Source organism: Actinomyces weissii (assembly GCF_016598775.1).
GTDB classification, from domain to species: Bacteria; Actinomycetota; Actinomycetes; order Actinomycetales; family Actinomycetaceae; genus Actinomyces; species Actinomyces weissii.
Window position 1 is genome coordinate 1010609 of sequence record NZ_CP066802.1, and the last position, 26962, is coordinate 1037570.

Annotated in this window: 21 protein-coding genes; 19 read left to right on the forward strand and 2 right to left on the reverse strand. The window is 71.5% G+C overall.

The features are described from left to right. Positions 1-6 precede the first annotated feature (6 nt). From dnaE to JG540_RS04220, 12 genes are all read left to right on the forward strand, one after another. The gene (gene dnaE, locus JG540_RS04165) at positions 7-3609 is read left to right on the forward strand and encodes a DNA polymerase III subunit alpha (protein WP_200277483.1); all 3603 of its coding nucleotides are present in this window, start codon (positions 7-9) and stop codon (positions 3607-3609) included. A gap of 163 nt (positions 3610-3772) precedes the next feature. Next, positions 3773-6118, forward strand: a complete 2346-nt coding sequence (locus JG540_RS04170) for a right-handed parallel beta-helix repeat-containing protein (RefSeq protein ID WP_200277485.1) — start codon at positions 3773-3775, stop codon at positions 6116-6118. Then, positions 6115-7497, forward strand: a complete 1383-nt coding sequence (locus JG540_RS04175; protein WP_200277487.1) for a glycosyltransferase family 2 protein — start codon at positions 6115-6117, stop codon at positions 7495-7497. The genes JG540_RS04170 and JG540_RS04175 overlap by 4 nt, the downstream gene beginning before the upstream one ends. Beyond that, on the forward strand, positions 7494-8192 hold the full coding sequence (locus tag JG540_RS04180) for a hypothetical protein (RefSeq protein WP_200277489.1): 699 nt from the start codon (positions 7494-7496) through the stop codon (positions 8190-8192). Before JG540_RS04175 ends, JG540_RS04180 begins: the two co-directional genes overlap by 4 nt. 20 nt (positions 8193-8212) lie before the next feature. Next, positions 8213-9406, forward strand: a complete 1194-nt coding sequence (gene wecB, locus JG540_RS04185; RefSeq protein ID WP_234042902.1) for a non-hydrolyzing UDP-N-acetylglucosamine 2-epimerase — start codon at positions 8213-8215, stop codon at positions 9404-9406. Positions 9407-9408: 2 nt separating this feature from the next. Next, positions 9409-11385, forward strand: coding sequence for a DUF2334 domain-containing protein (locus JG540_RS04190; RefSeq protein ID WP_234042903.1), 1977 nt, complete (start codon positions 9409-9411; stop codon positions 11383-11385). A 73-nt stretch (positions 11386-11458) separates the two neighbouring features. Next, entirely contained in the window at positions 11459-12970 is a 1512-nt protein-coding gene (locus JG540_RS04195) for a Tat pathway signal sequence (protein ID WP_234042904.1), read from the forward strand. 254 nt (positions 12971-13224) lie between these two features. Further along, a complete protein-coding gene (gene hisD / locus JG540_RS04200; protein WP_200277490.1) occupies positions 13225-14580 on the forward strand; it encodes a histidinol dehydrogenase in 1356 nt (451 codons plus the stop codon). 139 nt (positions 14581-14719) lie between these two features. Then, on the forward strand, positions 14720-16498 hold the full coding sequence (locus JG540_RS04205) for a cation:proton antiporter (protein WP_200277500.1): 1779 nt from the start codon (positions 14720-14722) through the stop codon (positions 16496-16498). Positions 16499-16755: 257 nt separating this feature from the next. Then, positions 16756-17883, forward strand: coding sequence for a histidinol-phosphate transaminase (locus tag JG540_RS04210; RefSeq protein ID WP_234042905.1), 1128 nt, complete (start codon positions 16756-16758; stop codon positions 17881-17883). Beyond that, positions 17880-18479, forward strand: a complete 600-nt coding sequence (gene hisB, locus JG540_RS04215) for an imidazoleglycerol-phosphate dehydratase HisB (protein ID WP_200277504.1) — start codon at positions 17880-17882, stop codon at positions 18477-18479. The genes JG540_RS04210 and hisB overlap by 4 nt, the downstream gene beginning before the upstream one ends. Continuing rightward, the gene (locus JG540_RS04220; RefSeq protein WP_200277506.1) at positions 18479-19279 is read left to right on the forward strand and encodes a hypothetical protein; all 801 of its coding nucleotides are present in this window, start codon (positions 18479-18481) and stop codon (positions 19277-19279) included. Before hisB ends, JG540_RS04220 begins: the two co-directional genes overlap by 1 nt. Before the next feature lie 154 nt (positions 19280-19433). On the opposite strand, the gene JG540_RS04225 is transcribed toward JG540_RS04220, so the two are convergent. Together JG540_RS04225 and JG540_RS04230 are read right to left on the reverse strand one after the other, a co-directional pair. Then, the gene (locus JG540_RS04225) at positions 19434-21101 is read right to left on the reverse strand and encodes a serine/threonine-protein kinase (protein WP_325133377.1); all 1668 of its coding nucleotides are present in this window, start codon (positions 21099-21101) and stop codon (positions 19434-19436) included. A gap of 160 nt (positions 21102-21261) precedes the next feature. After that, on the reverse strand, positions 21262-22218 hold the full coding sequence (locus JG540_RS04230; protein ID WP_200277516.1) for a polysaccharide deacetylase family protein: 957 nt from the start codon (positions 22216-22218) through the stop codon (positions 21262-21264). Between the two features lie 162 nt (positions 22219-22380). Between JG540_RS04230 and hisH the strand changes: the two genes are divergently transcribed. The 7 genes from hisH to JG540_RS04265 all read left to right on the forward strand — a co-directional run bounded on the left by hisH (position 22381) and on the right by JG540_RS04265 (position 26942). Further along, entirely contained in the window at positions 22381-23019 is a 639-nt protein-coding gene (gene hisH / locus JG540_RS04235) for an imidazole glycerol phosphate synthase subunit HisH (RefSeq protein ID WP_200277517.1), read from the forward strand. 83 nt (positions 23020-23102) lie between these two features. After that, positions 23103-23849, forward strand: coding sequence for a bifunctional 1-(5-phosphoribosyl)-5-((5-phosphoribosylamino)methylideneamino)imidazole-4-carboxamide isomerase/phosphoribosylanthranilate isomerase PriA (gene priA / locus JG540_RS04240; RefSeq protein WP_200277518.1), 747 nt, complete (start codon positions 23103-23105; stop codon positions 23847-23849). Then, the gene (locus tag JG540_RS04245) at positions 23846-24619 is read left to right on the forward strand and encodes an SseB family protein (RefSeq protein ID WP_200277519.1); all 774 of its coding nucleotides are present in this window, start codon (positions 23846-23848) and stop codon (positions 24617-24619) included. Before priA ends, JG540_RS04245 begins: the two co-directional genes overlap by 4 nt. A 450-nt stretch (positions 24620-25069) precedes the next feature. Continuing rightward, positions 25070-25939 carry a translation initiation factor IF-3 gene (infC, locus tag JG540_RS10315; protein WP_267977959.1) on the forward strand — a complete coding sequence of 290 codons (870 nt, stop codon included), beginning with the start codon at positions 25070-25072 and terminating at the stop codon, positions 25937-25939. Between the two features lie 91 nt (positions 25940-26030). Then, positions 26031-26225, forward strand: coding sequence for a 50S ribosomal protein L35 (rpmI, locus tag JG540_RS04255; protein ID WP_111836873.1), 195 nt, complete (start codon positions 26031-26033; stop codon positions 26223-26225). A gap of 27 nt (positions 26226-26252) precedes the next feature. Next, the gene (rplT, locus tag JG540_RS04260; RefSeq protein WP_200277520.1) at positions 26253-26633 is read left to right on the forward strand and encodes a 50S ribosomal protein L20; all 381 of its coding nucleotides are present in this window, start codon (positions 26253-26255) and stop codon (positions 26631-26633) included. Between the two features lie 111 nt (positions 26634-26744). After that, positions 26745-26942 carry a hypothetical protein gene (locus tag JG540_RS04265; RefSeq protein WP_200277521.1) on the forward strand — a complete coding sequence of 66 codons (198 nt, stop codon included), beginning with the start codon at positions 26745-26747 and terminating at the stop codon, positions 26940-26942. Positions 26943-26962: the final 20 nt, after the last annotated feature.

Here is a 26962-nt window from a genome sequence, read left to right on the forward strand (position 1 = left end):
GGGCCCATGGCGGAAACCAGCAGCGCGGTCAGCCCGGACGAGGGCCCCTACGACGACTTCGTGCACCTGCACGTCCACACCGACTACTCCATGCTGGACGGTGCCGGGAAGATCAAGGACTACGTCGCGGAGGCCAAGCGGCTGGGCCAGCGGGCCCTGGCCATCACCGACCACGGCTACATGTTCGGCGCCTACGAGTTCTACGCCGAGTGCGTAAAGGCCGGCGTCAAGCCGATCATCGGGGTAGAGGCATACCTGACTCCCGGCACCTCCCGCTTTGACAAGACCCGCGTGTTCTGGGGCGACGAGTCCCAGCGCAGCGACGACGTCTCCGCCCGCGGCTCCTACACCCACATGACCCTGCTCTCCCGCAACAACGAGGGCCTGCACAACCTCATGCGCCTGGACTCCTACGCCTCCCTGGAGGGCCAGTGGGGCAAGGCCCCGCGCATGGACCGCGAGTTGATCTCCCGCTACGCGAACGGCCTGATCTCCTCCACCGGCTGCCCCTCCTCCGAGGTACAGACCCGCCTGCGCCTGGGCCAGTGGGACGAGGCGCTGCGGGCGGCCGGGGAGCTGCAGGACATCTTCGGCAAGGACTTCTTCTACGTGGAGCTGATGGACCACGGCCTGGAGATCGAGCGGCGTGTCACCCAGGACCTCCTGCGCCTGTCAAAGACCCTGGACGCGCCGCTGCTGGCCACCAACGACTCCCACTACGTCCGCCCCGAGGACCGTACCGTCCAGGACGCGATGCTGTGCATCAACTCCGGCTCCGTGCTAACAGACCCGGACCGTTTCAAGTTTGACGGCGACACCTACTACCTGCGCCCCGGCGCGGAGATGCGTTCGCTGTTCAAGGAGCTGCCGGAGGCCTGCGACAACACCCTGCTGGTGGCCGAGCAGTGCGAGGTCTCCTTCCAGACCGTCGACGAGGGCGCCTCCTTCATGCCGGTCTTCCCCGTACCTGAGGGGGAGACCATGGACAGCTGGTTCGTCAAGGAGTGCTGGCGCGGCATGGAGCGCCGCTTCCACGGGGACATCCCCGAGGACTGCCGCAAGCAGGCCGAGTACGAGATCGACGTGATCGTGCAGATGGGCTTCCCCGGGTACTTCCTGGTGGTGGCCGACTACATCAACTGGGCCAAGGAGCACGGCATCCGCGTGGGGCCCGGACGCGGCTCCGGGGCGGGCAGCATCGTCGCCTACGCCATGGGCATCACCGAGCTGAACCCGCTGGCCCACGGGCTGATCTTCGAGCGCTTCCTGAACCCGGAGCGCATCTCCATGCCGGATATCGACGTCGACTTCGACGAGCGCCGCCGCGACGAGGTGATCGAGTACGTCCGGGAGAAGTACGGCTCCGACAAGGTCAGCCAGGTGGTCACCTACGGCGTCATCAAGGCCAAGCAGTCCCTGAAGGACTCCAGCCGGGTGATGGGCTACCCCTACGCCGTGGGGGACAGGCTCACCAAGGCCATGCCGCCTACGGTGCAGGGCAAGGACATCACCATCAAGGGCATGTTCGACCCCACGGACAAGCGCTACGGGGAGGCGGAGGAGTTCCGCAAGCTGCACGCGGAGGACCCCGACGCCCAGAAGATCGTGGAGCTGGCCAAGGGCCTGGAGGGCATGACCCGGCAGTGGGGCGTGCACGCCTGCGCCGTCATCATGTCCTCCAAAGCCCTGACCGAGGTCATCCCCATGATGCAGCGCCTGCAGGACGGGGCCAGCATCACCCAGTTCGACTACCCCACCTGCGAGCACCTGGGGCTGCTCAAGATGGACTTCCTGGGCCTGCGCAACCTGACCGTCATCTCTGACGCGCAGGAGAACATCGTCGCCAACGGCAAGCCCGCCCTGGACATCGACAACACGCCGCTGGACGACGCCGCCACCTACGAGATGCTCTCCCGGGGCGAGACACTGGGGGTCTTCCAGCTGGACGGCGGCGGTATGCGCACCCTGCTGCGCCTGATGAAGCCGGACAACTTCGAGGACATCTCCGCCGTCGGCGCGCTCTACCGGCCCGGCCCCATGGGGGCGGACTCCCACACCAACTACGCCCTGCGCAAGAACGGGGTGCAGGAGATCGTGCCGATCCACCCCGAGCTCAAGGAGGTGCTGGAGCCGATCCTGGGCACCACCTACGGCCTGATCGTCTACCAGGAGCAGGTCATGAAGATCGCCCAGGAGCTGGCGGGCTTCTCCCTGGGCAAGGCCGACAAGCTCCGCAAGGCCATGGGCAAGAAGAAGCCCGAGATCCTGGCCAAGGAGTTCGTGGGCTTCAAGGATGGGATGCTCAGGAACGGCTACTCGGAGGAGTCGATCCAGACCCTGTGGGACATCGTGGTTCCCTTCTCCGCCTACGCCTTCAACAAGGCCCACTCGGCGGCCTACGGGGTGGTCTCCTACTGGACCGCCTACCTCAAGTGCCACTACCCCACCGAGTACATGGCGGCGCTGCTCACCAGCCAGAAGGACAACAAGGACAAGCTGGCGGTCTACCTGGGGGAGTGCCGCCACCTGGGCATCCGGGTGCTGCCCCCGGACGTGAACGCCTCCCGTGCCCAGTTCTCCGCGGTAGGGGAGGACATCCGCTTCGGCCTGGCGGCGGTGCGCAACGTGGGCCTGAACGTGGTTGAGGCCATTGAGCAGGCGCGCGAGGACAAGGGGGAGTTCACCAGCTTCGAGGACTTCCTGGACAAGGTGCCGGCGGTGGTGTGCAACAAGCGCACGATCGACTCGCTGATCAAGGCGGGGGCCTTTGACACCCTGGGCCGGACCCGCCGCTCCCTGCAGGCCTGCCACGAGGACTTCGTGGACGAGGTGATCGGGGTCAAGCGCAACGAGGCGGCGGGCCAGTTCGACCTGTTTGGCTCCCTCATGGGCGGGTCGCTGGAGGGGGAGGACTCCGCCTTCGCCAAGGGCCCCGTCTTCTCCTCGGAGGTGCCTGACCTGCCGGAGTGGGACAAGAAGATGAAGCTGGCCTATGAGCGGGAGATGCTGGGCCTGTACGTCTCCGACCACCCGCTGCTGGGCCTGGAGGGGGTGCTGGGAAAGCTGGCGGACACGGAGATCGCCGAGCTGGTGGCCAACGAGGAGCGGGAGGACGGCACCATGGTGACTATCGCCGGACTGATCACCAGCCTCACCCGCAAGACCACCAAGCAGGGCAACCTGTGGGCCATCGCCCAGATCGAGGACCTGGGGGGCAGCGTGGAGGCGCTGTTCTTCCCCGCCACCTACCAGACGGTCTCCACCATGCTCGCCCCGGACACGGTGGTCACGGTGCGGGGGCGGCTGAACCGGCGTGACGGCCAGGTGGCTTTGTACGCGCAGGAGCTGAGCCTGCCGGACGTGTCCAACGCCGCTCACGAGTCGGTGCACCTGGCCCTACCGGCCAGCCGCTGCACGACGGCGCTGGTGGAGCGGCTGCGTTCCGTGCTCATGAAGCACCCGGGCGTCAGCGAGGTGCGCCTGACCCTGACCAGCCCGGGCCGGGAGGTGCGCACCCAGCTGGAGGCGGCCTTGCGGGTCGATCCGACCCCGGCCTTCTACTCGGACATCAAGGCCCTGCTGGGGCCGGGCTGCCTGGCCCGGCGCTGAGGTACCACATCCCCGCCTGTTCGTCTAGGTATCCGCAACGGCTCTATACCGTTGTTGGAGAAACTATTAACCTTCTGGAATTTATCCGGGTCAAAGGTTATGGTCGAAAGGACCGCTGAGGATCCCTGTGTCCTCACAACAGCTTCTCCCTGGAGGCCTTACCGTGACACGTCGCCGCGTGGTCTTTACCCTGGTGCTGACCACTGTGGTGGCTGGTCTGCTGGTGCTGATCTGCGTTCTCAGCCGAGGCGGGGGCGGCCGGGTCATCCACGTGTCGCCCACTGGTGACGACACCGCCTCCGGCAGCTCCGCGGCCCCGCTGGCCACGGTCCACCGCGCCCTGGACCTCGCCGTGGACGGCGACACGGTGCGCCTGGCCGCCGGCACCTACCGGGAGGGTGAGCTGATCATGCCTAACCGGGTGCGGCTGGAGGCGGGCCGTGGGGAGAAGGTGGTTCTCTCCGGGGCGCAGGTGGTGCAGGACTGGGTGGCTGAGGGCAGCGTGTGGCGCTCCCGCGACGAGCTGGTCCGTTTCTGCCAGGAGTGCACCTTCAACCCGGATCCGGGCTACGACGGCGTGCGAGGCTACCCCGAGCAGGTCTACCTGGACGGGGTGGCGCTGCGGCAGGTGGCCAGCCGGGAGGAGGTCGTGGAGGGGACCTTCTTCGTTGACCGCCTGCCGGTGGAGTTCGAAGGGGGCGGGATCGACCGGATCGGCCGGGTGACCGGTTCCCGGACCGCCCACTACCTGCTGGGCTCGGACCCCAGCGGGCACCAGGTGGAGGTGGTGCAGCACGCCCGGGCCCTGACGGTGGCGGGCAACGGCGCGGCGGTGGCCAACCTGACCATCGAGAAGTACGCGCCCACGCAGATGTGGGGCCTGCAGGACCCGCAGATCGGCACCCAGGGTTCCGGGACCATGGTGCTGGTCATGGGTGACGACGTGAGCATCGAGTCCACCGTCCTGCGCCAGGCCACCTCCGGCAGCGCCCTGCACTTCACCAACGGCTCCGGGCAGTCGCTTACCTCCTCCAAGGTCATGGACAACGCGGGGGCCGGGATGATGGCCAACGAGACCTACAACCTGCTGGTGTCCCGCAGCTACTTCACCGGCAACAACGCCAACGGCTTCGACAGCGCGGAGACCTGCGGCGCCTACTGCTACCTGGCGGACTTCAAGATCACCCACTCCGCAGGGCTGCGCTTCGAGCTCAATACCTTGGACTACGCGGACCGGGAGGCTGACGCCGCCGACCCCCTGCTCTACAGCACCAACCGGCAGGTTGGGGTCTGGCTGGACGAGGGCGTGGCGAACTCGACGGTGGTGGGCAACTACTTCGTGAACACGCCGGTAGCGGTGTTCAACGAGATCTCCCTGAACACGGTGATCGCCTCGAACGTCATCAACGGCGCGGGCACGGGGATCCTCAGCTCCGGCTCGGAGCGTGCCCGCATCTGGAACAACACGGTGGCCTACGCCCTCGAGCCGCTGGTGATCCGGGAGGACGCGCGCACCGACGGCTGCAACGCCCGTACCCAGGACGGCACCTGCGTGGAGGAGGAGCCCTGGTCCGTGCAGCACGAGCTGACCTGGGACCAGACCGACACGGAGGTCTTCAACAACATATTCACCTCCAAGCAGACCGCCCGGCTGCCGCAGGACCCCTGGCGCTTCTCCTGGCACGCGGGCGTGCTCGCGGGCGGCAACTGGGACGGCACCGCGGTCGGGGCCAACGACATGGTCCTAGGCATGGACTACAACGTCTACTACCGCCAGCCGGCCGCGGAGGACCAGCCGAGCTTCGCCGTCCTGTGGCAGGTGGACCAGGGCCGCAGCATCACGCCGCAGACCCTGGAGGGGCTGACCAACGACCCGGCTGTGACCGCCAACGAGCGGGAGCAGAACGGCTGGGAGCTGCTGGGCCCGCGCGGGGCCAACCCGCTGGTGGTCCGGGAGTCCCGCAATCCCCGTGACTACGCCGCCTCCGACTTCCGCCTGCGGGAGGACTCCCCGGCCCGGGGGACGGGCAAGGCGGTCTTCGGGGACACCGCCAAGGCCCTGGGCCTGGAGGAGCGCACGGTGGTCGACCGGGGCGCCCTGTTCAACGTGGCCTGGGGGACCGCCTCCTGGCAGGCGGACCGCCAGGAGGGGGCCGCTGCGTCGGCGACCGGTGCCACTGCCGCGGGCGCACCGGAGCAGACCGGTGCGGAGCAGGCCACGGCCAGCGGGGCGGCGGACGCAGGAGCAGCCGCTGGGCTCAGCCAGTCCTCAGGCCGGGCCGAGACGGCAGGTACTGCTATCGACCGCCAGCCCCGCAAAGCCCTGGGCGCCGCCCCTGCCTCGAGACTGCTGCTCGATATGGCAGGGGCTCTTTTTATCTCCATCCTGGTCCTGCTGGTGCTCCTGGTCCTGCTGGGCCGGCTGTTCCAGCCCGCGCGACCAGCCCCGCAGGCAGACAAGCAGCCACCCGGGCGCGCCGGGGGCGTCCAGGACAAGAGGTCATCATGAGTTCCGCACGCTCCCTGGTGCTAGACCAGATCCCTCCGGTGTTCGTCGCAGCGGACCAGGTGACGGCGGGTGCGGCCCTGGCTATGGTCCTGCTGGTCCTGGCCTACACCTTCCTGCTGGTGGTCCTGTCCCGTAGCAGACGGCGCCCGCTGCCTGGGCCCGCAGCGGCGGACCCGGACCTGCAGGTCATCATCCTCATGCCCTGCCTCAACGAGGCCAAGGTTATCCGCGCCTCGGTCAACCGCCTTCTGAGCATCCCCGACCGGGGGCTGCACGTCATCGTCATCGACGACGGCAGCGACGACGGGACCACCAGGTCGCTGGTGGGTATCCGTGACCGCCGTCTGCACGTGCTGCGCCGCCGTCTGCCCAACGCCCGCAAGGGCAAGGGGGAGGCCCTGAACGACGCGCTCGACCGGGTGCGGCGCGCCTCCGCCCGCCTGCCCGACTCACAGGTGGTGGTGGGCATCATCGACGCGGACGGGCGCCTGGACCCCTGGGCGGTGGAGCGGGTGCGGGCGGTCTTCTCCGACCCCCAGGTGGGTGCCCTGCAGCTGGGGGTGCGTATCAACAACCGCTTCCGCTCCTTGCTGGCGCGTATGCAGGACATGGAGTTCGTCATCTTCACCTCGGTGTTCCAGGAGGGACGGCGCTACCTGGGCAGCGTGGGCATGGGCGGCAACGCCCAGTTCACCCGGCTGTCGGCCCTCAACGCCTTAGGGCCCCGTCCCTGGACCCGCTCCCTGACCGAGGACTTCGACCTGGGGCTGCGGCTTAACACCACCGCCTGGCGCAACGAGTACGACGGTGCGGCGGCCGTGCACCAGCAAGGCGTCACCAGCCTCAAGCGGCTGGTGCGGCAGCGCACCCGCTGGTTCCAGGGCAACCTGCAGGCGAGCAACCTGCTGACCCGGATCGCCCGCACCGGCCGGGGCCTGTCACGGCTGGACAGCATCTGGCAGGTCCTCACGCCCTACACGCTCCTGGCCGGTACCTTCCTGGTGCTGTCGTTCTTCCTGAGCCTGGTTGAGGCCGGGGTCGCGGCGGTGCGCGGTGAGCCCCAGTCCTGGGCCTGGCTGCTGGGCGCCTACCTCCTGGCGGCCGGGCCTGCCCTGGTCTTCGGCGTCATCTACTGGAAGGTGGAACGCGCTGAGGGGCTGCGCCTGTGGCGCTCGCTGCTCTACGCCCACCTGTTCGTGGTCTACGGGCTGATGCCCTGCATAATCGGCTGGCGGGCCCTGGGACGGGCGCTGATAGGCCGCACAGGCTGGGCCAAGACCGCCCGCGAGGCGGAGGGGCCCCGGGCAGTCGGCTCCCCACCGCTAGCCGTGCCCTCGGGCAGCGCTGACGTCACCCTGGACCAGAAGGCGGTCGCGTGACCGAGCCGGGCCTGTCCTGGAGCGCCAGGAGGAGGGAGTTCGTGGCCGCGGGGGCGGCCACGACGATCCTCGTGGCGGCCGGGGGCCTGCTGGCCAGGTACCGGGTGGAGGACTGTGCCTGGACCACCGTCCACGACGGCTACGGCGCGGTCACCTGCGCGGCCGAGCAGGTGCGCCTGGTGCCCCAGGCCCCCTCCGTCCCGGAGGAGACCCACGCGGCGCTGGCCATCCACACCGGCGTCGTCGTCCAGGAAGGTGGCACCACCTCCTTCAGCACGAGCGTGCTGACCACCTCCCAGCTGCGGCGCGGCTCCGACCCCAACCCCTGGGAGGTGGCCTGGCTGCTGTGGTGCTACACCGACGACCTCCACTTCTACGCCCTGGTACTCAAGCCCAACGGCTGGGAGCTGTCCAAGGAGGACCCGGCCTACCCGGGAGCCCAGCGCTTCCTGGCCAGCTCCAGCGAGCCCACCTTCCCCACCGGTACCAGCTACCAGGTGGAGGTCACCGTGGTCTCCCAGCCAGGCGCCACGCAGATGAGCGTCAGCGTCGACGGGCAGCCGCTGGTCACCGCCACCGACGACCAGGACCCCTATCCCTCCGGGCAGGTCGCGGCCTACAGCGAGGACGCGGACGCGACCTTCGGGCCCCTTACCAGAGTGCCAGCGCCCCAGACCCCCGACCAGACCCAGTAAGACAACAGGATCGAGGAGACATGCACGAACCGAGCCCGTCATCCAAGCCGCCCGTCAAGGTCATGCTGGTCTACGGGACCAGGCCGGAAGCCATCAAGCTCGCCCCGCTGGTGCGGGCCCTGGAGGCGGACAGCCGCTTCACACCGGTGGTGGTGGTCACCGGCCAGCACCGCGAGATGCTCGACCAGGTCAACACCTTCTTCGGCATCACCCCGGACTGTGACCTGGACGTGCACCGCCCCGGACAGACCCTGACCGAGGTGACCACCAAGGTCCTGGCGGGGGCGGGGGAGCAGATCGCCGCCCACCGCCCCGACGTCGTCGTCGTGCAGGGGGACACCACCTCCGCCTTCGCGGGCGCCCTGGCGGCCTTCTACCACCAGGTGCCGGTGGCGCACGTGGAGGCGGGGCTGCGCAGCGGCACCATCGCCTCCCCCTTCCCGGAGGAGGGCAACCGGCGGCTCATCGGCCAGGTCGCCAGCATCAACCTGTGTCCGACCGCCTCCAGCCGGGACAACCTGCTGCGGGACGGCTTCGACCCGCACAGCCTCGTGGTCACCGGCAACACCGTGATCGACGCGCTCCTGGAGACCGTCTCCCGCCCGGTGCACCTGACGGACCCGGCCCTGGAGCGACTGGTCCAGGACCCGGGGCCGCGCGTGGTGCTGGTGACCGCCCACCGTCGCGAGTCCTGGGGGGAGCCCATGCGCCGCGTGGGCCGGGCCGTGGCCCGGCTGGCCAGCGACCGGCCCGGCACCACCTTCGTCCTGCCCGCCCACCGCAACCCCGTCGTCCGGGAGGCGCTGCTGCCCCAGGTGCAGGACCTGCCCAACGTCGTCGTCACCGAGCCGCTGGAGTACGCCCAGTTCTGCGCCCTCATGAACCGCGCGGACCTGGTTCTCACGGACTCCGGTGGCGTCCAGGAGGAGGCCCCCGCCCTGTCCAAGCCGGTGCTCGTAATGCGGGAGAACACCGAGCGTCCCGAGGCCGTGGCCGCTGGGGTGGCCCAGCTGGTGGGCACGGACGAGGAGCGCATAGTCCGCAGTGTCTCCACCCTCCTGGACGACCCGGAGGCCTACCACCGCATGGCCCGCGCCACCAACCCCTACGGGGACGGGCGGGCCTGCGAGCGGATCCTGGCGGCCCTGGCGGCCACCTTCGACCGCGGCCAGCGGCTGCCCGACTTTAACTACACCGCCCAACCGAAGGAGTAACAGTGAGAACAGCAGCGGGCCAGAACCGGTACCACCCACTACGTAGGACGTCACGCGGCATCCTCACCAGCCTGGCTCTCGTAGCCCTGGCGGTCGCGCCAGCCAGCGCCGCCTCAGCCACTGCCGAGGAGCCCAGCCCCCTGCCAGCGCCTCCGGGCAACGAGCTGCGGCTGGAGGCCGCGGACCTGCAGACGGACCAGGTCCTGGGCGTGCCCGAGCCGGAGGCCGCCAAGGCCCAGGCCCTGCCCCTGGCGCTGGAAGGCGGCGCGGCCGTGGACCTGGACGTCCCCGCGGAGGAGGCCCTACGGCAGGCACCAGCGGAACCGCAGGTGCGCGACCTGGCCGCGCCGGCCGCTGCCCAGCCCGCAGCCCTGCCTGCCGAGGCCGTCACCTTCGGGAAGGAGGGGGGCAGCGCCTCCACGCTGGTCCTCTACGACACCCCGCAGGAGTCCCCCTACCAGTTCCTGAGCGAGTACTACGCCACCGAGATGGGGGTACTCGCCTCCCACAGCGGACGGGTGACCGTCATGCCCGTCTCCAAGTACGTGGCTGGCCTGGCAGGCTCCTACACCGGCGTGATATACACCGGTTCCACCTATGACGAGCCGCTGCCGCGCGCCTTCGTCGACGACGTGCTCACCGGCAACGTCCCGGTGCTGTGGATCGGCTTCAACATCTGGAGGCTCGCCGCCACCGACACTGACCGCGCCGCCTTCACCGGCCGCTACGGCTGGGACGCCGCCACCTCCTACATCGACTCCGCCGACACCGTAACCACCGTGCGCTACGAGGGCCAGGACCTGGCCCGCCACAAGCTGAACAAGGCCGGGATAGTGGCGCCGCACGTCGTCAAGCCTGAGACCGTGCAGGTGCTGGGCACCGCCCAGTGCTCCTCCAGCGAGGGCGTGGCGCAGGACTGCGCCCCCATCGCCCAGACCACCGGCAGCACCTTCCCCTGGGCGGTGCGCTCCGGCAACCTGACCTACATCGGGGAGATCCCCCTGGCCTACATGGGGGAGAAGGACCGCTACCTGGCCCTGGCGGACCTGGTGCTGGAGCTGGTGGACCCACAGGCCCAGACCTCCCGCACCGCCGCGGTGCGCCTGGAGGACGTCAGCCCCGACACGGACCCGGACGAGCTCCAGGCGAGCATCGACGTCATGGTCTCCCGGGGAGTGCCCTTCCAGATCGCCCTGGTGCCGGTGTACACCGACCCCAACGGCTACTACAACGACGGCCAGCCCCGGCGCCTTACCCTGGCCGACACCCCCCGCCTGGTGGAGGTGCTCAAGTACGCGGTGGACCACGGGGGCACGCTCATCCAGCACGGCACCACCCACCAGTACGGGCAGCTGACCAACCCGTACTCGGGTACCAGCACTGACGACTTCGAGTTCATCCGCTCCTGGTGCACCGCCGTACCTGACCCCAAGGCCCCGCAGGTCGCCTGCACCAAGGACACCTTCGTGCAGATCGGCGGCCGCCTGCCGGAGGACTCGCAGGAGTGGGCGGCCCAGCGGGTCGCCGAGGGGCGCCAGATCATCGCCGAGGTCGGGCTGCCGGTGCCGACCGTCTTCGAGACGCCGCACTACGCGGCCTCTGACGCCTCCTACCGCGGCATGGCCCAGCACTACGGCACCCGTTACGAGCGGGGCCTGTTCCACGCGGGCCTGCTGACCGGACGGCAGGGCGGGGACCGAGACTACATCGGCCAGTTCTTCCCCTACACCGTGACCGACCCCTACGGCACCTACGTGCTGCCAGAGAACCTGGGCAACTACGAGCCCGAGACCTTCAGCCAGCACCCGGCGCGGATGCCTGCGGACATCATCGCGGCCGCCCGGGCCAACAAGGTCGTCACGCACGCCAACGCGAGCTTCTTCTTCCACCCCTACTACGACGCAGCCGTGCTGGCCGAGATCATTGACGGTATCAAGGCGGAGGGCTACACCTTCGTACCGGCCACCCAGCTCAGGTGACCGTCCTGCGTCGTGCCCGGGGGCGGGACCGCACCACTGGTGGCGGGAGCGCCCCCGGGCGGAAGGGGCTAGGGTGAGCACCCTGCAGGCGCTGGCACGGCGGGAGCCGCTGCCCCGGCGCCAGGCCCTGGCCGCCGCTGCGGGAGCGCTGCTCCTGCCCGGCCTGCTCAGCAGCTGCTCGCGCGACTCCGGACAGCCAGGGGGGCAGGTGCTGCTTGACGTCGCCGACGCCTCCGGTCGGCTGCTGGACCTGTCACAGATGCGTGCCCTGCAGTCCAACGGTGCGGGGGAGCAGGGGCTGGACGACCAGCTCCTGGACGCCCGCACCCTGGAGGTGGTGGCGCACGCCCCCCTGCATGCGGACGAGGGGCCTGCCGGGGCGACCGCCGCTCTCCGGCTTCCGGCAGGCCGCGCCTGCACCCTGTCCCTGTCCTGGCCCACCAGCCACGGCTACTCCACCCTGCTGGCGGACCTGCCCGGCCCGGGCCGCTACAGCCTGACGGAGCTGGCGGCCCTGGGCCTGCACCACCGCCAGGAGGAGCGCCTGAACGAGCTGGAGCAGGCGGCAGCGCAGGAGGCTGCCAACGTCCAGGCACTGCGCCAGACCACCGGTGCCGCCCTGGAGGCCTGCGCCGTCGCCGCGGGGCCCGCGGCGCGCGCCCGGCTGGGCAACGCGGCCCTGGAGGCTGCCGCCCAGGCCCAGCTGGAGCTGGACGGGGCCTGCACGGTGCTCACCCCCGCTGACGCCTACCTGGGGGTCACCCTGACCCGTCCGCCCACCCCTGCGGAGATGACGGCGCTCAGCGCCCTGTCCCAGTCCCGCCGGCTCGCCGCCCGCCTGGTGGTGGAGGACCACGAGGACGCCCAGGAGGTATCCCGGTGGCGGGAGGTCATCTCCGAGCTGCAGCAGGCCGGGGCGAGCGCCCTGGTACAGGTCTGTGACTCCCAGACGGTCGCCGGGCTGGACGACCGGGCCTGGCGGCGTCGTCTGCAGGTCCTGGTCCAGGAGCTGGGGGCGGCCGACGCCTGGGAGACCGGCAACGAGCTGGGCGGCGACTGGGCGGGGCCGCAGGCGGTCCAGCGCGCCCTGGAGACGGCCCGGCTCCTGAGCACCCAGTCCCACACCTCCCAGGCCACCCGGGTCCTGACCCTCTACTACCAGCTCGGCCAGGACACGGCGGAGCGCTCAGTCATCAGCTGGGCCCGCACGCAGGTCGGTGCGGAGCTGCGCGCCCTGACCGACGTCGTGGGCCTGTCCGTCTACCCCCAGTGGCACCCCCTGGGGGTATCCGCCAACCGGGTGCTGGACGCCCTGGCCACCGCCTTCCCGGGCAAGCGGTTGGCGGTCACCGAGCTGGGGTACGGGGCGCAGGACCTGTCCGCCGGGCCCTGGTGGTTCGGCTCGCCGACCGACCTGGTCCGGGCCCGCTCGACCGTGGCCGCCCACCTGACCAGCGTCGCCCTGGGGCGGGCAGATGCCTGGGGCGCCCCCTTCTGGTGGTACTACCTGGAGGACGAGCTACCTGGGGCCCCTGGCGGCCCGGTGTCCTCGGTGCTGCGCTCCGTGGCGGAGGCGAGCCGCTGAGCCGCCCCCGCCCGGCCAGGGGCGCGAACGGCGGGCCCTGGGCAGGGGGAGCTGACCGTGGGCCTGGGCGTGCTGGCTCCCCTGCGGACCAGCCGGTGCCAGCCGGTGCTAGCCGCCAGGGCCTGCTCGGGCCGGGCGGGCGCAGAGCGTGGTCGCTGCGGGCGCGCACGGCCCTCTCCCAGGCGCATACCCCCACCACGGCCACCCCGTGGTCGCGGCGGGCGCCCGCCGCTGCGCCTGGGTAGGCTTCCCACATGCTCAGACGCCTGGACCTGCGAGGTACCCAGCTCACCACCCGGCAGCTGGCCGAGGTCATGCCCCGCGCCGTGCTGGACGTCACCGCGGCCCTGGACGCCGTCGCCCCTGTGATCGCGGACGTGCGGGCCCGGGGGGCCGCCGCCCTGCGGGACGCCGCCCAGCGCTTCGACCAGGTACGCCCCCAGCACCTGCGGGTGCCCCAGTCCGCCCTCCAGGAGGCCCTGGAGCAGCTGGACCCCCAGGTGCGCCAGGCCCTGGAGCTGTGCGCGGCCCACAACCGGGCCGGGCACCAGGCCCAGCTGCCGGTGGAGAAGGAGACCGAGATCGTCCCCGGGGGCCGTGTCACCCAGCGCTGGGTGCCGGTGCGCAGGGTGGGCCTGTACGTGCCCGGCGGCCTGGCCGTCTACCCCAGCTCCGTGGTCATGAACACGGTGGCGGCCCAGGTTGCGGGCGTGGAGCAGATCGCCCTGGCCTCCCCGCCCCAGAAGGACTTCGGGGGCCTGCCCCACCCCACCATCCTGGCGGCCTGCGCCCTGCTGGGCGTCACCGAGGTCTACGCCGTCGGTGGGGCCCAGGCCGTAGCCATGCTCGCCTACGGCGCCCAGGTGGAGGACGACACCGACCGGGCCGACCTGGCGGCCGCCGGGCTCAGCGGGGAGCAGCTGTGCGAGCCGGTTGACGTCATCACCGGTCCCGGCAACGTCTACGTGGCGGCCGCCAAGCGGGCGGTGCGGGCCGTGGTGGGTATCGACGCCGAGGCAGGACCCACCGAGATCGCGGTGCTGGCTGGCGGCACCGCCGACCCCGAGCTGGTGGCCGCGGACCTGCTCTCCCAGGCCGAGCACGACCCCCACGCGGGCAGCGTGCTGATCACCGACTCCACCAGCCTGGCAGACGCCGTCGACGCTGCCCTGGCCCGGCGCCTGGCGGCCACCAGGCACGCCCAGCGGGCCACCACCGCCCTGAGCGGCCCCCAGTCCGGCACCGTGCTGGTGCGTGACCTGGAGCAGGGGATCGCCGTGGCCAACGCCTACGCCGCCGAGCACCTGGAGGTGCTCACCGCGCAGGCCCCCGCCGTCGCCCGCCGTGTGCGCAACGCCGGGGCGGTATTCGTGGGCCCCTACAGCCCGGTGCCGCTGGGCGACTACCTGGCCGGCTCCAACCACGTGCTGCCCACCGGCGGCACCGCCCGCTTCGCCGCCGGGCTGTCAGTCATGGCCTACATCAAGCCGGTGCAGGTCATCGAGTACGACGCCGCGGCCCTGGCCGCCCTGACCCCCGCCCTGACCGCCCTGGCGGAGGCGGAGGACCTGCCCGCCCACGGGGAGGCGGCCCGCGCCCGCCTGGGCTGAGCCTGGCGCCCCGTTGCGGCCCGTGGCCGTGACACCGCCCATGTCCGTACGCGGACCGTGCCCTACCAGGCTGAGCCCCTGGCAGCCTCCCGGTGGGACGGCTGCGGGCACCGCGCCGCCCAGCGCTTAACCTGTGCACATGGATCCACTGGCAATCGCGGTACTCGCCCTGCTGGTCATCGCCGCAGGCAACCAGCTGGCCCCCAAGGTGGGGCTGGCCTCACCCCTGGTCCTGCTGACCCTGGGCATCGGCGTGGGCCTGCTGCCGTGGGTCCAGGGGGTGGAGGTGGCTCCCGAGCTGATCCTGGAGGGCGTCCTGCCTCCGCTGCTCTTCGCTACCGCCGTGGCTATGCCCGTCATGGACTTCCGCCGGGAGCTGCGCAGCGTGGCGGCCCTGGCTATCGGCCTGGTGGTGGCCTCCGCCCTGCTGCTGGGCCTGATGATCCACCTGCTGCTGCCTGCGGTCTCCCTGCCCTGGGCGGTGGCCCTGGGCGCCGTGCTCAGCCCCACCGACGCCGTCGCCGTGGCGATCGCCCGCGGGCAGGGGGTCAACCACCGCATCATCACCGTGCTGGAGGGGGAGGGCCTGCTCAACGACGCCTCCGCCCTGGTGCTGCTGTCCGCCGCGGTAGCCGCAGGCCTGAACACGGACGCCGGGGCCCTACGGCCCATGAGCCTGGCAACCGGCTTCGTCATGGCCCTGGCGGTGGCGGTGGTGGTCGGCTGGCTGGTGGGTGAGGCCACCATCCGGGTGCGCTCGCGGGTCACCGACTCCGCCGTGGACACCGTAATCTCCTTCACCGTGCCGTTCCTGGCCTCTATCCCCACCGAGTACCTGGGTGGCTCCGGCCTGGTCGCGGCGGTGGTCGCAGGACTCGTGGTGTCCTTCCACGGCCCGCAGATGCTGCCCCCCGGCAACCGCCGGGCCGCCCACGCCAACTGGCGCACGCTGGAGCTGGTGCTGGAGGGGGCCGTGTTCCTGGTGGTGGGGATCCAGGCCTACGGCATCGTCAACGAGCTGCGCCTGGACCCCAGCACCCCCACCGTGGGCCACGCCGTTCTGCTGGCCGTGCTCTCAGGAGCCTTGGTGATGGTGGTGCGGGCGGTGTTCGTGGCGGCGATCCTGTGGTGGCTGCGCTCGGCGAGACGGCGTAACCACCGCCGACTAAGCGCCCAGGCCGAGCGCATCGCCAGGTTCGAGGAGCGCCTCTCGCACGCCTGCGACGTGGACGAGGAGCTGCTGGCCTCCCGGGACCTGAGCCCAGAGGACTGGCTGAAGGCACTTAACCGCTGGCACTCCCGGCTGGACAAGGGACGCCGCCGCCAGAAGCGGGCCACCAATGACATGGCCTACTTCACTGCCGCCACCCTGGGGCCCCGCGAGGGGACCGTGATCGTGTGGGCAGGTATGCGGGGGGCGGTGACCCTGGCAGCGGCCCAGACCCTGCCGCTCAGCGCCCCCCTGCGACCGCTGCTGCTGCTGGTGGCCCTGCTGGTGGCGGTGGGCTCACTGGTGGTCCAGGGACTGACCCTGTCCCTGGTGATCCGGCTGGTCAAGCCGCTTATGGCGGTTGAGGGGGAGGACGAGGAGGAGAAGCGGCGGGTGCTGAAGGTCATGCGCAACGCCGTCAAGGAGTCCGCCCTGGCTGAGGCCCTGCGGGACCAGGGGCTGGACGACACCCGGGGCCTGACCAGGTCCTTCTCCACAGTGGGTAGGGCCCTGGCGGCCAACTCACCCGGTAGCCTGCCCCACGGCCTGAGCCCCTCCCAGCTGCGCTACCTGGCCGTGGAGGCGATCCACGCCCAGCGGGAGGCCCTGCTGGAGGCCCGTGACGAGGGCGTGTTCTCCTCCACCACCCTGCAGTACGCCCTGGACCGGCTGGACGCCGAGGAGGTCATGCTGGCCGCACACCACTGAGCGGCTGGCCCCACCCGACGGCGAGGCGTGCCCGCCCCGCCCTGACTTGTGCCCGCCCCGCCCTGACTTGTGCCCGCCCCGCCCTGACTTGTGCCCGCCCCGCCCTGACTTGTGCCCGCCCCCACCCTGACTTGTGCCCGTCCCGCCCTGACTTGTGCATTTCGGCGCGAGTGGTGCCGGAATACCGCACCACTCGCGCCGAAATGCACAAGTGGAGGCGAGGGAGGTGTGCTCGCACGGCCCGTAGAATCTCAGGCGTGAGCAAGCTTCCGTTACGTGCCGGTATTGAGCACGAGGTGCCCTACGGCGCCCCCGAGCTGGACGTGCCGGTGCGCCTGAACGTCAACGAGAACCCCTATCCGCCGGCCAGCGACGTCGTCGCCGACATCGCGCAGGCGGTGGCCCAGGCGGCCAGCGGGCTCAACCGCTACCCGGACCGCGACTTCCCCGCCCTGCGTCAGGCCCTGGCGGACTACCTGGCAGTGGAGTCCGGGGTGCGCCTGGCCAAGGAGCAGCTCTGGGCGGCCAACGGCTCCAACGAGGTCATGCTGCACCTGCTGCAGGCCTTCGGGGGGCCGGGCCGCACCTGCCTGTCCTTCACCCCCACCTACTCCATGTACCCCGAGTACGCGCGCGACACCCTGACCGGGTACCGCACCCTGCCGCGTCGCCCGGACTTCACCCTGGACACGACGGCCGCCGTGGAGGCCATCAGGCAGGAGCACCCGGCCGTGGTCGTGCTGGCCAGCCCCAACAACCCCACCGGCACCGCCTTGCCCCTGGAACAGGTGCGGCTCCTGCTGGAGGCCGCCCGCGGGCACGGCCCCGCCACCACCGGTGGCCAGCCCACTGACGCCGTGGTGGTGGTGGACGAGGCCTACGGTGAGTTCCGCCGCCCCGGCGTGCCCAGCGCCCTGGAGCTGCTGGCGGAGCACCCCAACCTGGCCGTGTGCCGCACCATGAGCAAGGCCTTCGGGATGGCCGGGCTGCGCCTGGGCTACCTGGCGGCCAGCCCGGAGCTGGTGGACGCGCTGCGCGTGGTGCGCCTGCCCTACCACCTCTCGGCCCTGACCCAGGCGGCCGCCCTGGCCGCCCTGTCCCACCGCGAGGAGCTGATGAGCCAGGTGGCCTCCCTGCGCTCTGAGCGCGACCAGCTGGTGGCCTGGCTGCGGCAGGCGGGGTACACGGCCTGGGACTCTGACGCCAACTTCGTGCTCTTTGGGCCCTTCCCGGACCGGGAGGCCACCTGGCAGGCCCTGCTGGAGCGGGGTGTCCTGATTCGGGTGGTGGGCCCCGACGGGTACCTTCGAGTCAGTGTCGGCACCCCCGACGAGATGAAGCAGTTCCGCGACGCCCTGTCAGCCACCACCAAGGAGCAAGGATGAGCCGCACCGCCCGGATCGAGCGGACCACCAGCGAGTCCAGCGTCGTCGTCGAGATCGACCTTGACGGCAGCGGCAGGACCGAGGTCTCTACCACCGTGCCCTTCTACGACCACCTGCTCACCGCCCTGGGCAAGCACTCGCTGGTGGACCTGCGGGTCCAGGCCAGCGGGGACACGCATATTGACGTGCACCACACCGTGGAGGACACCGCGATCTGCCTGGGGCAGGCCCTGCGGCAGGCCCTGGGGGACAAGCGCGGTATCCGTCGTTTTGGTGACGCCCTCGTGCCCTTGGACGAGGCCCTGGCCCAGGCGGTGGTGGACCTGTCAGGCCGCCCCTACCTGGTGCACGAGGGGGAGTCCGAGCAGTTCGTGCACCACCTGATTGGCGGGCACTTCACCGGCTCCATGGTGCGCCACGTCCTGGAGTCGCTGTCCTACCACGCCGGAATCTGCCTGCACATGCGGGTAGTCTCGGGCCGGGACCCCCACCATATTGCGGAGGCTGAGTTCAAGGCGCTGGCCCGTGCCCTGCGGACCGCCTTGGAGCCGGACCCCCGGGTGGACGGCGTCCCCTCCACGAAGGGATCCCTGTAATGAGTGACAAGCACAGCAGCAGCGCCGCCGACCACGACGACCTGGACGCCGCCTTCGCCGCCATGATGGAGGGTCTGGAGGTCCCCGAGGACACGCGTGCGGACCTGGAGGCGCTGGACGCCGCCGCCGCGGGGGACGGTCCCGCTGGTGCTGGCGGCTCCCACCACGGCCGTCCCGACGACGACACCCTGGACGCCCCACCGGCGCTCTCCCTTCCCACCCGCTCCCAGGACCAGCCGGGCAAGACGGAGCAGCCGGGGCAGACCGAGTTGCCGCAGGCCGTGAAGATCGCCGTGGTGCTCACCCCCCTGGCCAATGCCGAGGCCCTGGCCCAGCTGTGCGCCATGAGCGGGCTGGACTGCCTGGTGCTGCCCACCCGCACCGGTGCCGTCGCCGTTAAGGAGTTCGTCTCCGCCCACAGCGAGTGGGACGTGTCTGAGTTGCTCGGCGGGGTGGAGACCGAGCCCGCTGAGGCCGCTGAGCTGGCGGGGCGCCTGTCCCACCTGGCCCGCGGGGGCACCATCCTGCTCACCGCCGACCTGGCTACCGACGTCGGGATCGAAAAGGGGCTGTCAGGCAGCGTCACCGCGCGCGGTTACGAGCGCGGCGAGGGCGGCCCGGACATGTCCGCCGGTCTGGTGCTCGCCTCCGTGGACCCGGTGGTGGAGGACCTGCTGCTGGGGGTCAGCAAGCCCGAGGACCTGCCGGGGGTACTGCGTTCCAAGGAGGTCAAGCTTGGACCCCTGGGCCGCTGGATGGGCCGGGGCATGGGGATGGGCAAGGGCCCGGCCCCCATGTGAGACCTGCTTTGTGAGACCGGCCTGTGTGGTCTGGTCGGCGCGGCCCGGCGTCCCGGCTTGTGCGGTCTGGCCTGTGCGTCTTGCTTTGTGAGGACCGGCCTGTGCGGCTCGCCGCCAGCCGGGGCTAGGGCGCGCCCCGCGGAGCGCCACCGCCTCAGCCGTCCGCGTAGGAGCCGACGCGGCCCCCGCCCAGCGTGGGGGACACGACGCAGGAGAAGCCACGCACCCCGGCGTTCCACTCGTCCTCGTTGGGACCGAGCACTTTGATGCTGGGGGAGGGCTCACCGTAGGCCATGGCCGCTTCCAGGGAGCACACGGCGTCAACCTGTGGGTCGTCGTTCAGCATGTCCGGATGGAATCTGGTGGTCTTGTCGCTGAGGGTGCCCGTGGCGAACACTTCCCAGGAGTGGTGCTCTGAGCAGGGAAGCTCCCGCGTCGTGGTCACGCCGGAGATGGACACCAGCCCGTTGAGACAGGTGCCGACCTGGAAGGGGGCGTCAGCTCCGGCGTCGGCCTGAGGGGCCGCCACCGCCTCCGTGGTGGGCGCCGGGCTGCTACCAGCTGCGCCGCCTGCCGGGCTGCCGGGCTGCTGGTCGGCCGGACCAACTGTGGCCGCCCCGGTGGGAGCCACCGCTCCCGGGGCGCTGGCTGGGGTGCTGGCGGGGGCAGTGGCCGGGGCCTTCCCGGAGGCCCAGGCGCTACCCACGAAACGGCTCAGGGCCAGGGTGCCGCCGGAGCCCAGGGACAGGCCCGCCAGCAGGCCCACGGCAGCCGCGGCCGCTACCACGCCCTTGGCCGCAGGCCGCCGGGCGGCAGGCACCTGCCCGAACCGGGCTGAGCCGGGCGGGGCGTTGAAGGCCCCGTGCTCCCACCCGGCCTGCGCCAGGCGCACCGCCACCCCGGGGCCCGCCACCGTCAGGCCGCCGTCACCTAGCAGCGGGGCGACCTGCGCCAGGGCCTCGGACAGGGCGGTGCCGTCGGGGAAGCGCTGGCGCGGGTCGCGGTGCATCGCCTGGGACAGCAGGGGCCGCAGCTCCTGGGGGATGGTGGCTGCCGACAGGTCCACTGGCGTGTCGAGCTCCCGCACGATCTGTGGCAGGGACAGGGGCTGGCCCTCGGGCCCCCGCCGCGGCCCCCGGCCCGTGAGCAGGTAGAAGAGCGTGGCCCCCATGGACCACACGTCCCCGGCAGGCGTCGGGGGCTGGAGCTCAAAGGCCTCCGGGGGTGCGAAGTCCGGGGTCAGGCACTCCAGGGTGACCGTCGGGTCCTGCTGCTCGCGCACCACCGCGGCGATACCGAAGTCGGTCAGGCGCGGTGAGCCGTAGGAGTCCAGGAGGATGTTGGCGGGCTTGACGTCCCGGTGCAGGATCCCGGCGGCGTGGGCGGCCCCCAGGGCGGATGCCGCCGCCAGCACCAGGCGCACCGCGTCCGGGGCGGGCAGCGGGCCCAGAGCCGCCAGGTTGTCCAGGGAGCCGCCGTCGCAGCGTTCCATGACGATGTAGGGGCGGCCGTCACGCAGCACCCCGGTGTCCACCAGGGAGACCACGTGCGGGTGGCCGCTGATCCGGCCCGTGGCCTGGACCTCGCGCAGGTAGCGGCGGCGGTTGCGCTCCTCGTCCAGGGGGCGGGAGTCCACCTTCACCGCCACGGGCCGCTGCACGGACTCCTGCACGCCGCCGTAGACCGTGGCAAAGCCCCCGCGGCCGATCACCTCCTCCAGGCGCACGCCAGGGATAGCGGGCATGGTGGTGGGGCTGGCCGGACCCTGAGGCTGGTAGGGAGGCTCGGCAGGGGAAGGGAAGCCGGTAGGGACGCTGCTCACGGGCACATCATCACCCGTTCCCGGGAGGTGGTGCCAGCAACAGGGCGGTGCAGCGGTACAGCAGCCGTACCGGCCCGGTCCCGGGAGCGGCGCAGGCTGGCTTAGGTGGTGCAGGTGGCGCGGACCGGCTCCGGGTCCTACGGGCGCTGCGCCGCCTGGCTCAGGCCCCGGCGGCGGCGCTCAAGGTCAGGAAGCGGGTCCCGGCAGCAAGCAGGGGCGGAAGCGCCTCCAGCATCCCCGCCCCGGTGGCAGCCGTCGGCTGGTTCAGGTGGGCTATCACCACGTCCCCGTTCTGCACGCCCCCCACCGCCTGGGCCACGGCCCGGCGGCTGAAGGTGGCCCCGCCGTCGGCGTTCAGGCTGAAGCCTGCGGCCCGCAGCCCTAGGTCAGCGGCAATAGCGACGGCGACGTCGTCCCAGTGGGCCGTGCCAGGACGGAACCAGCGGGCGCGGGTCCCAGCCACCTGCTCCAGGAGCTGCTGGCAGCCCATGATCTCGTCGTAGACCTCAGCGGGGCTGGCGGTGCCGGGAATCTGGTAGGCGGACTGGCCGGTCACCGACAGGGGCCGGTGCGCGGTGCCGTGGTTGCCCAGCTCCACCCGCCCCGCGGCCGCCGCCTGGGCCAGCCGCTGCGTGTCACGGGGGTTCGCCTCGATCCAGCGGGCGTTGAGAAAGGCCGTGAAAGGCACCTGCTGGTCCAGCAGGAAGTCCAGCAGGGCGGCGTCGACCCCAGAGCCGCCCGGCCCGCCGCAGGCGTCAAAGGTCAGGCACACGCCCTCGGCCGCGGTGCTGGAGACGATCCCCTCACCTTCCAGGGCGAACCAGGCCGGGGCGCGGCCGGTGTAGCGGCTGGACACCTGCTCCCGGTCCGGCACCGCCGCCGGTCCAGGCGTGGGGCTGGGGGAGGGGGCGGCGCTCGCGGTAGGGCTTAGTGCCGGAGCGCTGGGCGGGGGGACCTGGGTGCTGCCTGCGGCACTGCCCGTGATGGCAGACTGCGCCCCGGGGGCGGCGGAGGCAGACCCGCCGCCGGTGGCGGAGGAGGTAGGGGAGGAGGGGGTGCAGGCGCTCGCGGCCGCGAGCAGGCCTGCACCCAGCAGGGCGCGCCGGGAGCTTCTCACAAGCCTATTGTGACCCTTCTGGGTCGGTGGTTCGAAAGATGCCCAGGGGGTGGGCGTCCCCAGGCCGGTGTCACGGCCGCCGTCACCGCTCGGGACGAGCCGCTAAGGCCCGGGCTGTCCACAGGTGGCGCTGTGGCAGGCAGGAACCGGTAACCTGGCGCGATGAGCCAGCCGCGCGTCGTCGTCCTGTCATACGGGAGCGGGAACGTCCACTCCGCCGTCCGTGCCCTGGAGCGGGCCGGGGCGGCGGTGGAGCTCACGGCTGAGCCCACCGCGGTGGAGGAGGCGGACGGCCTGCTGGTGCCGGGCGTGGGCGCCTTCGGGGCGGTTATGCAGCAGCTGCGGGCCGTGGGGGCGCCTCGCCTGATCGACCGGCGCCTGGCCGGGGGCAGACCGGTGCTGGGGGTCTGCGTGGGCATGCAGGTCATGTTCGAGTCCTCCACGGAGCACGGCACCACTGAGTCGGGCCTGGGGCAGTGGCCCGGGAGCGTGGAGCGCCTGCAGGCCCCGGTGGTACCGCACATGGGCTGGTCTAAGGTCCGGGTCCCGGCGGGCAGCGTACTCTTTGACGGCCTGGCCGGGCAGCGCTTCTACTTCGTCCACTCCTACGCGGCCCTGCGCGACCCGGCTGAGCTGCTGGGGCCGGGGCCCACCACCCCGCCCCTGGCTACCTGGGCCACCCACGGCGTCGACTTCCTGGCCGCGGTGGAGAACGGGGCCCTGTCCGCCACCCAATTCCACCCGGAGAAGTCCGGGGAGGCAGGCATACAGCTCCTGCGCAACTGGCTCGCCACCCTCTGAGCCCCGCTTAACTACCTCCGGGCCCCGTACCTCGCCGTCGCTGCGGTGACCGCCAACCACCCCACCTACCTGTAGGAGACCCTATGCTCACGCTTCTGCCAGCCGTTGACGTCGCGGGCGGTAAAGCCGTCCGCCTGCTGCGGGGGGAGGCGGGCAGCGAGACCGACTACGGCTGCCCGGTGGACGCTGCCCGGGACTGGGTGCGGGCCGGGGCGCAGTGGATCCACCTGGTGGACCTGGACGCCGCCTTCGGTCGGGGCTCCAACGCGCCCCTGCTGGCCCGGATCGTGGGGGAGCTGGGGGTGCAGGTAGAGCTGTCGGGCGGTATCCGTGACGACGCCTCCCTGCAGCGGGCGCTGGACGCCGGGGCCGCCCGGGTCAACCTGGGCACAGCCGCCCTGGAGGACCCCCGGTGGACCGAGCGGGTGATCGCCGAGCACGGGGAGAAGATCGCCGTGGGCCTGGACGTGCGCGGCAGCACCCTGGCTGCCCACGGCTGGACCAAGGACGCCGGGGACCTGTGGGAGACCCTGGAGCGCCTGGACGCGGCGGGCTGCGCGCGCTACGTGGTCACGGACGTCACCAAGGACGGCACGCTCTCGGGACCCAACACGCAGCTGCTGCGGCAGGTCTGCCAGGCCACCACGGCCCCGGTGACGGCCTCCGGGGGAATCTCCCACCTGGACGACCTGCGGGAGCTGGCCGAGCTGGAGCCCCTGGGGCTGGACTCCGTGGTGATCGGCAAGGCCCTGTACTCCGGGGCCTTCACCCTGGAGCAGGCCCTGGCGGTGACCAGCGGGCAGGACGCGCACCGGGGACTGGAGGCATGAGCCAGGCCGCGGACCCGGCGGGCGACCAGGACCCGCAGGTGGCCCGGGCCCTGGCTGCCCGTGCCAAGCTGGAGCGCCTGCTGGCCGCCCCCACCCCCTTCGCAGGCGACGACGGCGCCGCCGCCCCTGCCGTCACTGCGGCCTTGGCGGCGCGACACCTGCCCCGGCACGAGTACCTGGACGGACTGCTGGCCGCCTTGCGGGGCTCGCGCGTGCTGGTTCCGGTGGCCGCCCACGCCCTGCCCGGGCAGTCCTCCCACGAGCCGCACACGGCCACCGCCTGCGAGGACGCCGCCACCCTGGCGGTGCATCTGCCTGACGGGCACCGCGCCCTGCCGGTGTTCACCTCGGTGGCGGCGATGCGGGCCTGGCGCCAGGACGTGCGCCCGGTGCCGGTGGACTGCCAGCAGGCCGCCCAGGTGGCCTGCACCGCCACGGACCAGTTGTGGGTGCTGGACCCCGGCAGCCTGGACCTGCGGCTGCCGCGCCCCGCGGTGGTGGCCTTCGCGGGCGGGGAGGACTGGGTGCCCTCCTGGCGCAACCAGGCCGTGCAGGAGGAGGTGGCCTCGCAGCTGGAGCAGGTGGAGGGCGTCAGCGCCGTCGCCTTCGCCCCGGGGGAGCAGGCGGAGCTGCGCGTCTTCCTGCGCCTGGACGCCAGCGGGGGCATGCCGGCGGTGGCGCAGGCCCTGGAGGCCTGCCAGCACGTGATGGTGAACCCGGCCTGGGGTGAGCTGATCGACACCGTGGAGCTGTGCCCGCTGCCAGCCTGACGGCGGGGCCCGGGGCAGCGGCCTGCGGGGAAGGAGGCGCCGGTGAGGCAGGCAGAGACGCTGCCGGGACCCGTGCGAGGCGGCTGGGTGGAGAACGGCAGGAGGGCTGTCGGGGCTGGCTGCCCGGGTGATCGCGCAAGGAGGGGCGGGTGAGGAGGAACACCCTGAGGTGCTGGTGCGCACCAGACTGTTACGGCCCGGCCTCTGATAGCATGCTTGGCGACCGACCGGGGCACGTCCCCGGTACGCAAGCGGAGGAATCCCACCTGGGTCCCTGTACCGGGGGCCGGGTAGTGCGTCAGGGCAGTGCCCTGGTTACTCTGGACGGCGCCTGGCGTCGGCCGGGGAAGCATGTCTGTGAGGCCTCCGTACCGCGTGCAGGAACGGGGGCCTTCCCTGTTCCGTCAGTGAGATCTCTCAGAGTGAGGAACAGCCATCAGCGAGCCCCGTATCAACGAACGGATCCGCGTCCCCGAGGTGCGCCTCGTCGGACCTAGCGGCGAGCAGGTCGGTGTCGTCCGGGTGGAGGACGCCCTGCGTCTCGCCGAGGAGGCGGACCTTGACCTGGTTGAGGTCGCGCCTGACGCACGCCCCCCGGTGTGCAAGCTCATGGACTATGGCAAGTTCAAGTACGAGTCGGCCATGAAGGCGCGTGACGCCCGGCGCAACCAGGCGAACACGCAGCTCAAGGAGATCCAGTTCCGGCCCAAGATCGACGAGCACGACTACACCACCAAGATGGGGCACGTGAAGCGCTTCCTGGAGGGTGGCGACAAGGTCAAGTGCATCGTCCGCTTCCGAGGGCGGGAGCAGTCCCGCCCTGAGCTGGGCATCCGCCTGCTGCAGCGTGTGGCTGAGCAGGTCGGTGAGCTCGCCACCATCGAGTCCCACCCGCGCCAGGACGGCCGCAACATGGTGATGGTGCTGGCCCCCACCCGCCGCAAGGCGGAGGTCAAGTCCGACCAGCGCCGTCGTCGTGAGGAGGCCCGGGCGGCCCGCCGCCAGGGCAAGGTGGAGGCTGCGGAGAAGAGCCCCAAGCAGCCCCCGGCGCCCGCTGAGCCCCCGGCCGCGCCCGCTGCCGTGGAGGCCCCCAAGGCGGAGGCACCCCGGACCGAGTCCCCAAAGGCTCCGGCCCCCAAGACCGAGGCTCCGGCCAAGCCCGCGGCTGCGCCCAAGCCCGCGGCTGCGCCCAAGCCCGCTGCGAGCAAGGCCGCCCCGGCCAAGCCGACGGCCAGCAAGGCGGCCAAGCCCGCGGCTCCTGCCAAGGCCGCGGCGGCCAAGCCCGCCAAGCCGGCGGCCCCTAGCAAGGAGAAGGCCTGAGCCTTATCCACCCAGACCCCACCCCCTGGCCACCGTCTGCGGGGTAAGCAGCCCGGGCTACCCGGTCACGGGCCGACTAAGAGGAAACAAGATGCCGAAGAACAAGACGCACTCTGGTGCCAAGAAGCGCTTCCGGGTCACCGGCAGCGGCAAGCTCATGCGTGAGCAGGCCAACAAGCGCCACCTGCTGGAGGTCAAGTCCTCGCGCCGCAAGCGCAAGCTGTCCCAGGACCAGCTGGTCGACAAGGCTGACCAGCGTCAGGTCAAGAAGCTGCTCGGTCGCTGACCGCCCAAACCACCAAGGAGTCATCACATGGCACGTGTGAAGCGGGCTGTCAACGCCCACAAGAAGCGTCGTTCCGTCCTCGAGCAGGCCTCCGGCTACCGCGGCCAGCGCTCGCGCCTGTACCGCAAGGCCAAGGAGCAGGTCACCCACTCCGGCGTCTACGCCTTCCGTGACCGCCGCGCCCGCAAGGGTGAGATGCGCCGTCTGTGGATCCAGCGCATCAACGCCGCCGCCCGCGCCGAGGGCCTGACCTACAACCGCTTCGTCCAGGGCCTGGTCCTGGCCGGGGTGGAGATCGACCGCCGTATGCTGGCTGAGCTGGCCGTCAACGAGCCCGCGAGCTTCAAGGCCGTGGTGGAGGTCGCCAAGAAGGCCCTCCCCGAGGACGTCAACGCGCCCAAGGCCTGAACAGCTGCTGCTGGGCCGAGCGCCTAGCACCGTGACGACGCCGCCTCCCGCCCCGGGGGCGGCGTCGTCGTCTGCCTGCGGCCAGCCAAGCAGCGAGCAAAGTGGTCTCTCATGGCCGCCCCGGGGGAGGAAGCCTGCTCCTCCACGGTGGTGGCCGCGCACCTGGGCAAGCCCCTGGACTCGCTAGGACCGGCGCGGGCCAACCTGATGAGCATGGGGCTCGTCTACGCGCCCCAGCGCGGGCAGGTGGCCTTCACCGTAGCCGGTTGCGCCCGTTACGTGGCCCGCAGGCACGAGATGGAGGCCTGAGCCGCCCCTGCCGTAGGCTG